Origin of the sequence: Streptomyces sp. (genome assembly GCF_019510245.1) — a bacterium.
In the GTDB taxonomy this organism is placed as follows: Bacteria; Actinomycetota; Actinomycetes; order Streptomycetales; family Streptomycetaceae; genus Streptomyces.
In genome coordinates this window covers 16,689-31,881 of record NZ_JAEKKT010000230.1, presented here as the reverse complement: position 1 = coordinate 31,881, position 15,193 = coordinate 16,689, and the positions used below count along the sequence as shown (strand labels likewise).

Genomic DNA, 15,193 nt, shown 5'->3' with positions numbered 1-15,193 from the left:
AGGACGGCGGCGGCCAGCGGGTCGTGCTCGGCCTGGCTGATCAGGTCGGCGGCGACGTGCACCGGGTCGGCGGTGGCGTCCGCGAGGACGGCGATCTCGGTCGGGCCGGCCTCGGCGTCGATGCCGATCCTTCCGGTGAAGTAGCGCTTGGCGGCGGCCACCCAGATGTTGCCGGGGCCGGTGACCATGTTGGCGGCCGGGCAGGACTCGGTGCCGTACGCGAACATCGCGACGGCGGTGGCGCCGCCGGCCGCGTACACCTCGTCGACGCCGAGCAGGGCGCAGGCGGCGAGGACGGTCGGGTGCGGCAGGCCCCCGAACTCGGCCTGCGCCGGGGAGGCGAGGGCGATCGACCCGACGCCGGCCTCCTGCGCGGGCACCACGTTCATGACCACGGAGGACGGGTAGACCGACCGGCCGCCGGGCGCGTAGAGCCCGACGCGCTCCACGGGCACCCACTTCTCGGTCACGGACCCGCCGGGCACGACCTGGGTCGTGTGGGTCGTACGGCGCTGCTCACGGTGGACGAGACGGGCGCGCCGGATGGACTCCTCCAGGGCCGCGCGCACGGCCGGGTCGAGCTCCTCCAGCGCCTTGGCCAGGGCCTCGGCCGGGACCCGGACCTGCTCCAGCCTGACCCCGTCGAACCTCTCGGCGAAGTCGATCAGCGCCGCGTCGCCCCGATGATGCACGGCCTCGCAGATCGGACGCACCTTCTCCAGGGCGGCCGAGACGTCGAAGTCGGCTCGGGGCAGCAGGTCGCGCAGGGCGGGGCCCTCGGGGAGGGCGTCGCCGCGCAGATCGATTCGGGAGATCACAGGCTCAATTCTCTCAGACGGCACTCGGAGCCCGTCCGCGCGTATCAATGGCTGATACAGAACGTGAGCCGACGGCTGCACCCGCGCCGGTCGGTGGCCGATACGCGACGCGGGGCAACGGCCGGTACATAGCCTGGCCGGAACCCGGAAGATCACCTTCACCATCTGTGTTCGAGATCTCACCCACCGGGCATCACCGGTTGTACCGAACATGACCCGCGAGTAGCCGAGGAAGAAGGAAGAGCCGTGACCGAGGGGGACGGCGTCCGGGACGGGGATCTGCCGGACGATCTGACCGCGGCCGAGGCCGGTATGTGGCAGGCGTTCCGCAACGGCAGCGTGTACGACCTGAGCAGCGGCGACATGCACGTCGACGATCCGCACGGCGGCCACCCGTGGGGGCCCGAGCGGACCGTGCGGGCCCGGATCGTGTGCTGGCTGCTGCTCGACGGGCCGCCCCCGCTCGCCGGCCGGGTGTCCTCGCTGAAGCTGGCCGGCGTCCGGATCACCGGCCCCCTGGACCTGGCGGGCGGCACGGTCCTGCCGTACATGGAGCTGCGCGGTTGCCGGTTCGACGACGAGATCCTGCTGCCGGAGGCGCACTTCACGACCGCGCGGTTCGTGAACTGCGCGGCGCCGCGCCTGGAGGCGGCCCGGCTGCACACGGAGGGCGACCTGCATCTGCCGCGCTGCCGCTTCCTCGGCGGGGTCCGGCTGACCGACGCGCACATCGGCACCGACCTGCTGCTGAACCAGGCGGTGGTGTACCGGGACCGCAGCGGGCGGTCGATCGCGGCGGACGGCATGACCGTCGGCCAGGACCTGCAGGCGGAGTTGCTGGAGACGCACGGGGAGCTGAGCCTGCGCAGCGCCAAGGTGGGCGTCTCGCTGAGCCTGCGTGGGGCGCGGCTGCGCAACCCGGACGGGCGGTTCGCGCTGAACGCGCCCCAGCTGACCGTCGGCCGGACCCTGTACCTGACCCCGGCCGGGGTGGGCGGCCCCTGGCAGAGCGGGACGACCCCGGCGCGCGGGACGCGGATCCAGCGGTTCGAGTGCCAGGGCGGGATACGGCTGGACGACGGGCGGTTCGGGGACGCCATCGACCTGGAGCGGGCCCGGTTCACCTTCACGGACGACCAGCAACTGTCGCTGCGCCGGGTGCAGGCGCCGGAGCTGCGGTTCCTCGGCGAGGAGCCGCAGCGCGGTGGGGTGCTGCTGTCCGGCGCCCGGGTGGTCAACCTGGTCGACCTGGCGACCAGCTGGCCGGGCCCGGGGCGGCTGCACATGGGCGGGTTCGCCTACGAGAACCTGGTGCCGCAGGGCCCGTTCCCGCTGACCCGGCGGCTGGACTGGGTGGCGGCGGCGACCGCCGAGTACAACCCGGAGCCGTACGAGCGGCTGGCGACCGTGCTGCGGGCCGCCGGCGAGGACGAGGACGCCCGCGAGGTGCTGCTCGCCAAGCAGCGGCGGCGCCGCGAGACGCTGCCGCCGGCCGCCAAGGTCTGGGGGTACGCGCAGGACCTGACGGTGGCCTACGGCTACCGGCCGGGCCGGGCGGCGGTGTGGATGGCGGTGCTGTGGGCGGCGGGCACGCTCGCGTTCGCGCACGCCCCGCATCCACCGATGAACTCGGGCGGCCACCCGGCCTGGGATCCGGCACTGTTCGTCCTGGACCTGCTGCTGCCGGTGATCGACCTGGGGCAGGTCGGCCAGTGGCGGCTCACCGGCGGCTGGCAGTGGGCGGCGGCGGCGATGATCCTGCTGGGCTGGATCCTGGCGACGACCGTGGCGGCGGGGGCGACGAGGCTGCTGAGGCGGGGGTGACCCGCGGTGCCGCCGGGGCAGGCGAGTGGCGTCGCTCACAGGCACAGAACAGGTGAGCAATAGTCACCTTTTACCCGCCCTTGACCGACGGGCGTACAACTTTCGTGGAGTTGGCCATACCGTCTGGCGCTGCCCCGACCTGCGGACTTTCAATGGTCAACGCCATGACTTCGCTGCGCGCGCTCTTCCGTTCCACTCGGAGGGCAACGAACGCTTCGCCTCTCGCCGCCGGGCCGCTCCCGGGCGACGACGACGAGGTGTTCCTGGACGCGCCCGACGAACGGCTCGCCCCCGCGCTGGTCGCGGCCGGCCGGGGCGAGTACGAGCCCGCCGCGAAACTGCTGGCCGGCACCCGGGGCGCGGCCGAGTGGGAGGAGCGCGACCGGTACGTGCGCCGGCTCGCCCTCTTCGCCCGCTCCCGCGCCGAGTGGCTCGGCCGGTGGTCCGCGGCCGCCCCGCACGACCCGGACCTGCTGCTGGTCCAGGCCCAGCTCGCGGTGGACCAGGCCTGGGACTCCCCCGCCCGCGCGGAACTGCTGCGCCCGCTCAGCCCGCTGATCACGGCGGCCGCGCGCGGCGACGACCGGGACCCGGTGCCGTGGCGGATCGCGCTCGACCACGCCCGCGGGACGAACGCCGGCCACCGGTACTTCGAGGAGCTGTGGGAGGCGGCGGTCCGCCGCGCCCCGCACCACTACGGCTGCCATGTGGCGGCGCTGCGCTATCTGGGCACGTACTGGCACGGCTCGCACGGCGAGTGCTTCGACTTCGCCGACCTGGCCGCGCAGGACGCCCCGCCGGACTCGCTCGTCCAGGCCCTGCCGGCCCGTGCGGCCTTCGCCTACCTCACCGACGGCTGCGGGCCCGAGGTGCCGCGGGGCCGCCTGGACGCGGCGGCGGACCGGGCGATCGCGCTCTCCGCGCGGTTCCCGGCGGCCGACACCTGGCCGGCCGAGATCCGCAACAAGCTGATGTACCTGCTGGTCCGCCTGGAGCGCTGGGAGGCCGCCCGCACCCAGCTGCACCTGATCGGCCCGTACGTCACGTCCTTCCCCTGGGGCCGGCTCTCCGAGGACCCGCTGGGCCATTTCGTACGCCTGCGCGACCACCTGCTGGCCGGTACGGAACCGCTCCCCGAGGCCGTGCTGATCCCCTCGCCGAGGCCCTCCGGGCGCCCACGGGCCGAGCACGGCGGACATGTTCCCGCCGATGACCACTAGGCTGTGGCGCCGTGACCACCGTCCGTCTTCCCCTCTTCCCGCTGAACTCGGTGCTGTTCCCGGGGCTCGTGCTGCCGCTGAACGTCTTCGAGGAGCGATACCGCGCCATGATGCGCGACCTGCTGAAGACGCCCGAGGAAGAACCGCGCCGGTTCGCCGTCGTGGCGATCCGCGACGGCCACGAGGTGGCGCCGAGCGCGCCGGGCATGCCGGACCCGACGGCGCAGCCCGACCGCGGCCCGGCGGCCGGCTTCGGACCCGACCCCCTCAAGTCCTTCCACCGGGTGGGCTGCGTGGCCGACGCGGCGACGATCCGGGAGCGGGCGAACGGCACGTTCGAGGTGCTGGCCACCGGGACGAACCGGGTGCGCCTGGCCTCCGTCGACGCGTCGGGCCCGTTCCTGACGGCGGAGCTGGAGGAGCTGACGGAGGAGCCGGGCGACGAGGCCGGTGCGCTGGCCGAGGGCGTCCTGCGGGCCTTCCGCCAGTACCAGAAGCGTCTGGCGGGCGCACGGGAACGCTCGCTCTCCACGGGCGTCGACCTTCCCGACGAGCCGTCCGTCGTCTCCTACCTGGTCGCGGCCGCGATGATGCACGACACCCCCACCAAGCAGCGCCTCCTCCAGGCACCCGACACGGCGTCCCGCCTCCGCGACGAGCTGAAACTCCTTCGCTCCGAGACGGCGATCATCCGTAACCTGCCGTCACTGCCCGCGGCGGACCTGACGCGGGCGCCGACGAGCCTGAACTGAGCCGGGGTTTCCTGAATGCCGAAGAAGTCGAAGAAGCAGCAGTCCGGCGCCGGTGGCACCCCCGCGACGGTCGCCCTGACCACGGCGGGCGTGGACTTCACGGTCCACTCCTACGACCACGACCCCGCCCACCCGTCCTACGGCGAGGAGGCGGCCGAGGCGATGGGCGTGTCCCCCGAGCGCGTCTTCAAGACCCTCGTCGCGGACGTCGACGGCACGCTCACGGTCGCCGTCGTCCCCGTGGCGGGCAGCCTGGACCTCAAGGCCCTGGCCACGGCGGTCGGCGGCAAGCGCGCGGCGATGGCGGACCCGGCTCTGGCCGAGCGCACGACGGGCTATGTCCGTGGCGGCATCTCCCCGCTGGGCCAGCGCAGAAGACTTCCCACGGTCCTGGACGCCTCCGCGTCGGCCCACGCCACGATCTGCGTCTCGGCGGGCCGCCGGGGCCTGGAGGTGGAGCTCGCCCCCGCCGCCCTCGCGACCCTCACGGACGCGACCCTGGCCCCCATCGGCCGTGCGTGACCTCTCGACGAAGTCTCCGTGCTGGGTTAAGTACGGAAGACATGTCGAAGAAGACACGGAAAAGGAAGTGGCGCCTGAAGAAGCGCCGCTCAAACCACGGTCGCCGTCCGGCATAGGCGGATGGGGGGGCGCGGCGAGGTGACAGGTGGACTGCGGGCCGTCGAGGGCTGGTCGCGCAGTTCTCCGCGCCCCTGGCTCTGCTGCCGCGCCCTCCGCTTACCAGTAACCGAACACCCCGTCCGACGCCTGAGGACAAAAGCCGGTCGACACCACATGTCAGCCCGTCCGGCGTTTGAGGACGAGGCCGTTCAGGCCGAAGCGGGGGTGCGGGGGCGGCAGCCCCCGCAAAGGGCGGTCGAAGGGGCCCACCCCCTGGAGGGACGGGACGGGTGGGGGCGGCGGGGGCGAGAAGAACTACGCCGGTGGAGCGGCGTACGGGCCGTCGTCGTACGGCGGCTCCGGGTCCCGTGGGCCGAACAGGGCCGTCAGGCCCAGATGGACCACCAACGCCGACAACGACCACGCCAGCAACGCCCCCTTCGCCCCGAGCTTCAGCGGCGCGGAGAACGTCACCCCCTTGCCCACGGCCTTCGCATGGGCGATCACGTCCTGCTCCGGCCCCAGCCACACCCCGAGCCGCCAGGCCAGCACCGACGCCAGCAGCCCCCCGACCCCCAGCGCCACCACCAGCGGCACACCCCCACGCCGCCGCCACAGAAACACCACGACCGCGCTCACGACCCCGAAGGCCAGCGCCAGCAGCGTGAACGTCCCGTCCACCCCGGCCGCCTGCTCCCCCTCGCTGTCCTTGAGGTAGACCGCCCAGCTCTTGCCGGACTGGTCCCCCACCAGCGGCACGTGCGGCGCCAGCCACAGCCACAGCAGCCCGAGCAGCACCCCGCTCACCGCCACCGCGACGGCGATGACGGCGCCTTCCCGCAGTTCGGTCTTCATCCCGGGACCGTCCTGTCCGTACTCCCCCACGGTCTCCCCGTCGGGCGGCGGAGCCTGCCAGGCCTGGTGCGAGGACTGGTCGTGCGGCGGCGGAGGCGGCGTCAACGGTGCGGTCACCCTGCCATCGTGCCAGGTCGGCCTGTGGGGCGCGTCACCGGACGGCGGCCCTGCGGTACGCCCAGGTGGCGGCGGCCAGCGAGACGATCCCCACCCCGGCGCACACCCCCAGGTCAGCGAGGACGACGGCCCAGTCGGGCCGCGCCCCGAAGGTCCGGGCGTAGGCCTCCACGCCGTACGTCGAGGGCAGCAGGTCGCGCGCGAACTGGATGATCCCCGGCATCCGGTCCGGCGGCAGCACACCGAGCAGCAGCGCCGCCGACATGCCCAGCTGCCCGAGGAGCGTGGCGAGTTCGGGACGGGGCGCGAGCAGGCCGCAGGCCGCCCCCAGCCCGGCCAGGGCGGCCCCGGCGAGCGGGATCACCGCGACGAGGATCCACAGGTTCCCGAGCGGCAGCCCGAACAGGACGCACCCGAAGACGGCCGTGACCAGCGTCCCCGGCACGGTGAAGGAGGCGTAGGCGGCGGCCGCCCCGAGCACCACCGAGGCCGGCGGCACGACCACCGACGACCCGGCCACCACGGACTGGGCCTCGCCCCGCGAGTCCACCACCCCGCGCATCATGATCATGATGCCGACGGACTGGAAGGTCGCGACGAACAGCAGCGGGATCCGCGCCACCCGGGCCCGGGACAGCTGCGCGCGGTAGACGGCCACCAGCGACGGCCACAGCCGCGCCCGCGGGCCCAGCTCGGCCGCCGGGACGCCCGTCGCCGTCTCCTCCACGGCCAGGGCACCGCCCGGCAGAACCTCAGCGGGTACGAGACTCACGTCGCGCTGCTCCCTTTCCGTGCGGCACCTGCGGCCCCGACCGCTGCCGCGTCTTTCCGTACGCGCCCGGCCGCCGTCCTGTTCACCCTCGCACCGGTCGTCACGCCTTCACCAGCCCCTGCCGTGCGGCGCCGCCCAGCGCCAGGTAGACGTCCTCCAGGCTGGGCGTGGCGAGGGTGAAGTCGTCGAGGGCGGCGAACGCGGCCCCGCCGGTCACCGTGGCGACGACGGCACGCGCCTCCTCGGGGGCGAGCCGCAGCGTCCACCGCCGGCCGGACTCGACGGCGCGCTCCCGCAGGACGGCCACCTCGGGCACGTCCAGCGGCGCCCGCTCCCGCCACACCAGTTCGACCCGCACCTCGCCCGCGACCCGTTCCTTGAGCCCGGCGGGGGTGTCGCAGGCGATGACCCGGCCCTGGTCGAGGACGGCGACCCGGTCGAGGACCGTCTCGGCCTCGATGACGTTGTGGGTGACCAGCACCACGGTGGCGCCCTGTTCGGCCCGCCGCCGGTCGACGGCGGCCCACACGGCCCGCCGGGCCACGGGGTCCATCCCGGTCGTCGGCTCGTCGAGCACGAGCAGCGGCCGTTCCCCGACCAGCGCGGCGGCGAAGCAGGCGAGCCGCCGCTGGCCCCCGGAGAGCTTCTTGAGCGCCCGCCCGGCGATCGGCGTCAGGCCCAGCTCCTCCAGTACGGCATCGCGCTCGCGCCGCGCCTGGCGCACGTCCAGTCCGCGCAGCCGCCCGGTGGTCTCGGCCGCGAGGGACACGGTCAGCTCGTCGAGGGCGCTGGACTCCTGCCCGAGGTAGGCGAGGATCCGCGCGGCCCGCTCCGGGTGCCGCACGATGTCGTGCCCGAGGATCTCGACACTGCCCGCGTCGGGCCGCAGCAGTCCGGTGAGCTGCCGTACGAGCGTCGACTTGCCGGCCCCGTTCGGCCCGAGCAGCCCGAAGATCTCCCCGCGCCGGACGTCGAGCTCCACCCCGTCGGTGGCCCGCACCTCGGGCACGGCGGGGGCACCACGCCGCCCTTTGACCGCGGCGTAGGTCTTGGTCAGCCCACGCACAGCACACACGACATCACCCTGCCGCCGAAGTGCCTGCCCCACGCCCGTACTCACAAGGGACGAGACTACGGGGTCGCCCCCGTTTACTCGCCTTTGGGGCGCCTCTGCTCGCGACTCCGCGCGGTGCAGCGCCCCCTGAGGGGCGTGAGGAACTGCGCGACCAGCCCCCACCCACCCGCAGCCGAAATCACCACCGCGGTCCCCTTCTCTCACTCCGCCGACGCATGCTCCCCGGCCCCCGCCGGCACGTCGAACTCTCTCCAGAACCCCGCCCGAATGGCGTACCGGTCATTCTCGTCGATCTGGTCGTCCTTGTGGGCCAGCAACCCGAACCGGGCCGCGTACCGCAACAGCTCCCCGTCGATCCGGTGCGGAATCCGCGGATACATCCCGGACAGCTTCTGCAGATGCACCTGGTCCCCGAGCCGCGACATCCACCGCCGGGCGAACACCTGACCGACCTCGTAGGGGTCCCCGCCTACGGTCGTGATGTCCTCCTCGCGGTCGGCCCACCGCTGCTCCGCGGTGGTCAACTGCGCCAGCGTCGGCATGGAAGCCGCCTCCGCCGGCTCCGCCGCGACCCCCGGCCGGTCCACCCACCCCTTGTCGGAGGACCACCGCAGGGTGGCCGTGGTCGCCGGGTGCTGGACCGACTGGGCGCCCGGTGCCCGCAGTGCGGCGAGATCCTTGGGCGTCGGCACTCCCTTGGGCGCCGGCACCCGCTCCGGCGCCCCGTTCTCCACGACGCTCGCCGCGGGCGCCCGGTCCACGTCCTCGGTCCCCGGCTCGGGGGCCGAGGACAGCGACGACTCGGGCAGCGGCGCCGAGAGGATCGCGGCGATCTCCGGCCGCGGCACCGGCGGCGGCGCACAGACCGCGGTCAGCTCCTTGGCCCGCACCGCCTGGGTGATCCACGCCCGGTCCAGCACCCGCCGCTCGTCGGCCTCGGCGACCAGGTCCTCGGACTGGTTGTAGTCGCCGTCGGCCGCCTGCACGGCCCACAGGTGCACGGCGACCCCGTGCTCCTTGGCGGCCATCATGCCCGGCAGCAGGTCCCCGTCGCCGGTCACCAGGACGACGTCGGAGCAGGCCCCGTTCCTGGCCAGTTCGGTCAGCTCGGCGTGCATGGCCGCGTCCACGCCCTTCTGCGCCCAGCGTCCGTCGCTGCGGGTCAGGGCCCCCAGCCGGACGGTCACCCGGGGCATCACCCGCAGCCGGCGGTGTTCCGGCTGCGGGACACGGTCGGGGGCGCCGTCGAACCAGTAGATGCGCAGCAGTGGACGCTCGGTGTCGGACTCCGCGCGGTCGCGCAGCGCCTGGATCAGCGCGGCGTGGTCGACGGTGATGCGGGATCGGGAGGGCTCACCGGCGAGGAGACTGGCGGCGGCACCCAGCAGATACCCGGCGTCCACCAGGACGATGCAGCGGTCCACGCGACTCACCCTCTTTCCGGGAGGTTTGCTTTCGGGGCTTCCTTCGAGTCTGCCCGACCACGCGGGGGTTAACGGCCCGAACTCGATCTTCGGCGTGGCGTTTCGGGCCCTTGCTCTCCGACAAGCCCTGTTACAGACGGTAATTATCCGAAATGCGCCTGTTGTCAGCCTATGTGAATCTGAATTCGGCCCCTAGATCCCCCACAGGAGGCAGATCACCATGGCCAAGAACAAGAACCGCAAGGGCGGCTCCCAGGCCCGCACCCCGCACGCCGAGCAGCCCCACGAGCACGGGCAGCGCGCGCAGAGCGAGTCCCAGGAATCGCCGGTGTCGCACATCCAGGGCAGCCCCGCCGACGTTGCCCGGAAGAAGCAGAAGAGCTTCGGCCACAACTGAGCGGACCCCCAGGTTCCGCCGGGCCGTTGAAGCCCGGGCACGCAGGAGGGGCGCACCCGTTGCGGGTGCGCCCCTTCCGCGCGTGTACGGCCGGCCGGGAGCCGGGGCCCTATCCGGCCAGGCAGGACGGGCCGAGCAGCACCTTGAGGTCGCCGAACAGCGCCGGGTCCGGCTTCACCCGGTGCCGGTCCAGGCGCAGCACGGTCGTCTTGGTCGGACCCTGGAGCTTGATCCGGACCTCGCTGTCGCCCTTGTGGTGGCTGAGGATCTCACCGAGGCGGCTGACCATCGGCGGGGTGACCCGGGTGGCGGGGATGGTGAGGATCACGGGCGCGTTGGTGCCCGCGTTGGACAGGTCGGGGACCGCCAGCTCCATCGCCACCAGGCGCGGCACGTCCTCACGCTTGTCCAGGCGCCCCTTGACGAACACGACCGCGTCCTCGACGAGTTGGGTCGAGATCAGCTGGTAGGTCGCCGGGAAGAACATGCACTCGATGGAGCCCGCGAGGTCCTCCACGGTGGCGATCGCCCAGGCGTTGCCCTGCTTGGTCATCTTGCGCTGGAGGCCCGAGATGATGCCGCCGATGGTGACCACCGCGCCGTCCGCGTGCTCGCCGCCGGTGAGCTGGGCGATGCCCGCGTCGGCCTTGTCGGAGAGCACGTGCTCCAGGCCGAAGAGCGGGTGGTCGGAGACGTACAGACCGAGCATCTCCCGCTCCTGGGCGAGCAGATAGGTCTTGTCCCACTCCTCGGTGGTGAACTCGACGTCCAGTCCGAAGCCGGGCTCGCTGCTCTCCTCCTCGCCCATCCCGCCGAAGAGGTCGAACTGGCCCTCGGCCTCCTTGCGCTTGACCGCGACCACGTTGTCGATCATCGGTTCGTACTGGGCGGTGAGGCCCTTGCGGGTGTGCCCGAGAGTGTCGAACGCGCCCGCCTTGATCAGCGACTCCGTGGTGCGCTTGTTGCACGCGACGGCCTCGACCTTGTCGAGGTAGTCGGGGAAGGAGGCGTACTTGCCCTTGGCCTTGCGGCTCTTGATGATCGACTCGACGACGTTGGTGCCGACGTTGCGCACGGCCTCCAGGCCGAACAGGATCACGTCGTCGCCCTGCGCGGCGAAGTTGTGCACCGACTCGTTGACGTTCGGCGGGAGCACCTTGATGCCCATGCGGCGGCATTCGTTGAGGTAGATCGCCGACTTGTCCTTGTCGTCCTTGACGGAGGTCAGCAGCGCGGCCATGTACTCGGCCGGGTAGTTCGCCTTGAGATAGGCGGTCCAGTACGAGACCAGGCCGTACGCGGCGGAGTGCGCCTTGTTGAACGCGTAGCCGGCGAACGGGACCAGCACGTCCCACAGGGCCTGGATCGCCTCGTCGCTGTAGCCGTTCTTCTTGGCGCCGGCCTGGAAGATCGTGAAGTTCTTGGCCAGTTCGTCGGGCTTCTTCTTGCCCATCACGCGGCGCAGGATGTCGGCCTCGCCGAGGGAGTAGCCGGCGATGATCTGGGCGGCCTTCTGCACCTGCTCCTGGTAGACGATCAGACCGTAGGTGACCGCGAGGACCTCTTCGAGGGGCTCCTCCAACTCCTTGTGGATCGGGGTGATCTCCTGGAGCTTGTTCTTGCGCAGCGCGTAGTTCGTGTGCGAGTCCATGCCCATCGGGCCCGGCCGGTACAGCGCCGACACGGCGGAGATGTCCTCGAAGTTGTCGGGCTTCATCAGGCGCAGCAGCGAACGCATGGGGCCGCCGTCGAACTGGAAGACACCGAGGGTGTCGCCGCGCTGGAGCAGTTCGAAGGTCGTCGGGTCGTCCAGCGGGAGCGCCAGGAGGTCGATGTCGACGCCCTTGTTGGACTTCACCATCTTGACGGCGTCGTCCATGATCGTGAGGTTGCGCAGGCCCAGGAAGTCCATCTTCAGCAGGCCGAGCGACTCGCAGCTCGGATAGTCCCACTGCGTGATGGTCACGCCGTCGGTGTGCCGCACCCACACCGGGACGTGCTCGGTGATGGTCTCGCTGGACATGATCACGCCGGCGGCGTGCACACCCATCTGCCGGACCAGGCCCTCGACGCCCTTGGCGGTGTCGATGACCTTCTTCACGTCCGGTTCGTTCTCGTACATCCCCCGGACCTCGCCCGCCTCGTTGTACCGGGGATGCGTGGGGTTGGTGATGCCGTCCAGGTCGATGCCCTTGCCGAGGACGTCGGCGGGCATGGCCTTGGTGATGCGGTCGCCCATCGCGTACGGGTAGCCCAGCACGCGCGCGGAGTCCTTGATCGCGTTCTTGGCCTTGATCTTGCCGTAGGTGCCGATCATGGCGACCTTGTCCGCGCCGTACTTCTCGGTCACGTACCTGATCACCTCGACGCGCCGGCGCTCGTCGAAGTCGATGTCGACGTCGGGCATGGAGACGCGCTCGGGGTTGAGGAACCGCTCGAAGATCAGGCCGTGCGGGATCGGGTCGAGGTCGGTGATGCCCATCGCGTAGGCGACGATCGAACCGGCCGCGGAGCCTCGGCCGGGGCCGACCGCGATGCCGTTGTTCTTGGCCCACATGATGAAGTCGGCGACGACGAGGAAGTAGCCCGGGAACCCCATCTGGATGATGACGTCCATCTCGTACTCGACCTGCTTCTGCCGGTCCTCGGGGACCCCGCCCGGGAAGCGGCGGTCCATGCCCCGGCGGACCTCCTCCTTGAACCAGGTGACCTCGGTGTAGCCGTCGGGGATGTCGAACTTCGGCATGAGGTTCCTGGCCTCGAACATGCCGGTGGTGTCGACCATCTCGGCGACCAGGAGCGTGTTGGCGCACCCCTGCTGCCAGGCGTCCGAGGAGTCGATGGCGTACATCTCGTCCGTGGACTTCAGGTAGTAGCCGGTGCCGTCGAACTTGAAGCGGTCCGGGTCGGAGAGGTTCTTGCCGGTCTGGATGCACAGCAGGGCGTCGTGGGCGGTCGCCTCGTGCGCGTAGGTGTAGTGCGAGTCGTTCGTCACCAGCGGCGGGATGCCGAGCTTCCGGCCGATCTCCAGGAGGCCGTCGCGGACCCGGTGCTCGATGTCGATGCCGTGGTCCATCAGCTCCAGGAAGTAGCGGTCCTTGCCGAAGATGTCCTGGTAGTCGGCGGCGGCCTTGAGGGCCTCCTCCTCCTGGCCGAGGCGCAGCCGGGTCTGGACCTCACCCGAGGGGCAGCCCGTGGAGGCGACGATCCCCTCGGACCACTGGGCGATGGTCTCCTTGTCCATCCGGGGCCACTTCTGCAGCCAGCCCTCGGCGTACGCGTCCGAGGAGAGCCGGAAGAGGTTGTGCAGCCCCGTGCTGTTCACGGCCCACATCGTCTTGTGGGTGTAACCGCCGGAACCGGAGACGTCGTCCCGTTTCTGGTGCGGCTGGCCCCACTGGATCTTGCGCTTGTTCCGCCGCGACTCGGGGGCGACGTACGCCTCGATCCCGATGATCGGGGTGACCCCGGCCTTCTTCGCGGAGTGGAAGAAGTCGTACGCCCCGTGCAGGTTGCCGTGGTCGGACATGGCGATATGGGTCATGCCCATCTCGTTGCAGGCGTTGAACATGTCCTTGAGCCGCGCGGCACCGTCCAGCAGCGAGTACTGGGTGTGGACGTGCAGGTGCGTGAAGGGCGGCTTTGACACGGTTTCGGCCTCCGAAATAAATCAGGTGCGGCGCGAAGCGCCTCGTTGAGGGGCGGTGGTCGGGTGACGGGTGGGCGGGCGTCGACGATCTTCCGACCGGCTGCGGACAGTCTGGTGGGACAGCGGAATCCTATGCCTCGGCACTGACACCGGGCGGGCTGCCCCGCGTACCTTCATGCGAAGAAAGCGGGCACTCCCGCGGACCTTCGCACGTTGGTCCCGGCGAGAGATCCGTGCCACATGTCAGGCATCACCCGTACCAGGAGGCACCCAGCGATGTCGGTCCCCCAGCTCAACGGCGAGCAGCGCGGCGAGGAGATCCTCGCCGTCTTCGACACCGCCTTCGGCGAGCTCCTGGCCGCCGACCCGGCCGCGTTCCGCGTGAAGTTCCGGAAGATGGCGGCCTCGGCGTTCGCCTTCTACCGGGGCACGGCCGCGCTCTTCTACCACGACCTGGACGCGGAGCACGCCGGGCTGGGCGGCGGCCGGATATACACCGGCCCGTACCTGGACGAGCGCACCTCGCGCGTGTGGATCCACGGCGACCTGCACGCGGAGAACTTCGGCACCTACATGGACTCCAACGGCCGCCTGGTCTTCAACGTCAACGACTTCGACGAGGCCTACGTCGGCCCGTTCACCTGGGACCTGAAGCGCTTCGCCGCCTCCATCGCACTGATCGGGTACGCGAAGGCGCTCAGCGACGAGCAGATCACCGAGCTGGTCGAGGTCTACGCGGATGCGTACCGCGAGCGCATCCGTGCGCTGGCGACCGGCGCGAAGAGCGACGAGGTGCCGCCGTTCACCCTGGACACCGCCGAGGGCCCGCTTCTCGGCGCGCTGCGCGCGGCCCGCTCGCTGACCCGCTTCGAGCTGCTGGACTCGATGACGGAGATCCGCGACTGGGAGCGCCGCTTCGCCTCCGGCGGCGGCTCCATCGAGCTGGACGCGGCGACCCGCTACAAGGTGCTCGCGGCCTTCGACGGCTACCTGGAGACGCTCCCGGAGGCGTCGCTGTCCCGTCCGGACTCCTACCGCGTGAAGGACGTCGTCGGCCGCCGGGGCATCGGCATCGGCTCGGCCGGCCTGCCGTCGTACAACATCCTCCTGGAGGGCGCCACGGACGCCCTGGAGAACGACGTGGTGATCTACATCAAGCAGGCCCAGACCCCGGCCGTCTCCCGGCACGTCACGGACCCGGCGATCCGGGACTACTTCCGGCACGAGGGCCACCGCACGGTGATCTCGCAGCGCGCCCTCCAGGCGCACGCCGACCCGTGGCTGGGCTGGACCGAGCTGGACGGCGCGGGGCAGCTGGTCGCCGAGGTGTCGCCGTACGCGGTGGACCTGGACTGGAGCGACATCGACGACCCGGAGGAGATCGCGGCGGTCGTCGCCGACCTCGGCCGGGCCACGGCGTCCATGCACTCGGCGGCCGACGACACCTCCGGCGAGTCCCTGGTGCCGTTCTCCACCGAGCGGGCCATCGACGCGGCGATCGCGGCCGACGAGGACGGCTTCGCCGGCCTGCTCACCGAGTTCGCGCACAGCTACGGCGCCCGCGCGCGTGCCGACCACCAGATCTTCGTCGACCTCTTCCGCAACGGCCGCATTCCAGGGCTGTAACCTTCGCCGATTCTCAGGGCCTTTTTAGGGGTCCCTTACATGA

The 15,193-nt window shown here is 71.5% G+C and carries 12 protein-coding genes; 6 read left to right on the top strand and 6 right to left on the bottom strand.

All coding sequences use genetic code 11. The features are described from left to right. Nucleotides 1–818 (bottom strand): histidinol dehydrogenase (gene hisD, locus JF597_RS45295; protein WP_294010843.1); only part of this gene is annotated, 818 nt, incomplete at its 3' end. 246 nt (nt 819–1,064) lie between these two features. Here hisD and JF597_RS45290 point away from each other — a divergent pair. From JF597_RS45290 to ybaK, 4 genes are all read left to right on the top strand, one after another. Further along, complete coding sequence (locus JF597_RS45290) at nt 1,065–2,642, top strand: oxidoreductase (RefSeq protein ID WP_294010841.1); 1,578 nt, start codon at nt 1,065–1,067, stop codon at nt 2,640–2,642. Between the two features lie 152 nt (nt 2,643–2,794). Further along, the gene (locus tag JF597_RS45285; RefSeq protein WP_294010839.1) at nt 2,795–3,862 is read left to right on the top strand and encodes a hypothetical protein; all 1,068 of its coding nucleotides are present in this window, start codon (nt 2,795–2,797) and stop codon (nt 3,860–3,862) included. 11 nt (nt 3,863–3,873) lie between these two features. Then, entirely contained in the window at nt 3,874–4,614 is a 741-nt protein-coding gene (locus JF597_RS45280; RefSeq protein ID WP_294010837.1) for an LON peptidase substrate-binding domain-containing protein, read from the top strand. A gap of 15 nt (nt 4,615–4,629) precedes the next feature. Then, nucleotides 4,630–5,136, top strand: a complete 507-nt coding sequence (gene ybaK, locus JF597_RS45275) for a Cys-tRNA(Pro) deacylase (RefSeq protein WP_294010835.1) — start codon at nt 4,630–4,632, stop codon at nt 5,134–5,136. Between the two features lie 414 nt (nt 5,137–5,550). Here ybaK and JF597_RS45270 read toward each other — a convergent pair whose 3' ends face one another. The 4 genes from JF597_RS45270 to JF597_RS45255 form a co-directional block, all read right to left on the bottom strand. Continuing rightward, nucleotides 5,551–6,207 (bottom strand): AAA family ATPase, encoded by a 657-nt coding sequence (locus JF597_RS45270; RefSeq protein ID WP_294010833.1) that lies wholly within the window; start codon nt 6,205–6,207, stop codon nt 5,551–5,553. Nucleotides 6,208–6,241: 34 nt separating this feature from the next. Then, entirely contained in the window at nt 6,242–6,979 is a 738-nt protein-coding gene (locus tag JF597_RS45265) for an ABC transporter permease (protein ID WP_294010831.1), read from the bottom strand. Between the two features lie 100 nt (nt 6,980–7,079). Further along, the gene (locus tag JF597_RS45260; RefSeq protein ID WP_294010828.1) at nt 7,080–8,054 is read right to left on the bottom strand and encodes an ABC transporter ATP-binding protein; all 975 of its coding nucleotides are present in this window, start codon (nt 8,052–8,054) and stop codon (nt 7,080–7,082) included. Nucleotides 8,055–8,254: 200 nt separating this feature from the next. Continuing rightward, nucleotides 8,255–9,478, bottom strand: coding sequence for an NYN domain-containing protein (locus JF597_RS45255; protein ID WP_294010825.1), 1,224 nt, complete (start codon nt 9,476–9,478; stop codon nt 8,255–8,257). Between the two features lie 220 nt (nt 9,479–9,698). Here JF597_RS45255 and JF597_RS45250 point away from each other — a divergent pair, with 220 nt between their 5' ends. Then, complete coding sequence (locus JF597_RS45250; RefSeq protein ID WP_294010822.1) at nt 9,699–9,875, top strand: hypothetical protein; 177 nt, start codon at nt 9,699–9,701, stop codon at nt 9,873–9,875. 109 nt (nt 9,876–9,984) lie between these two features. Here JF597_RS45250 and dnaE read toward each other — a convergent pair whose 3' ends face one another. Then, the gene (dnaE, locus tag JF597_RS45245) at nt 9,985–13,524 is read right to left on the bottom strand and encodes a DNA polymerase III subunit alpha (protein WP_294010819.1); all 3,540 of its coding nucleotides are present in this window, start codon (nt 13,522–13,524) and stop codon (nt 9,985–9,987) included. A gap of 276 nt (nt 13,525–13,800) precedes the next feature. Between dnaE and JF597_RS45240 the strand changes: the two genes are divergently transcribed. Beyond that, the gene (locus tag JF597_RS45240; RefSeq protein ID WP_294010816.1) at nt 13,801–15,150 is read left to right on the top strand and encodes a DUF2252 domain-containing protein; all 1,350 of its coding nucleotides are present in this window, start codon (nt 13,801–13,803) and stop codon (nt 15,148–15,150) included. The last annotated feature ends 43 nt before the right edge of the window (nt 15,151–15,193 follow it).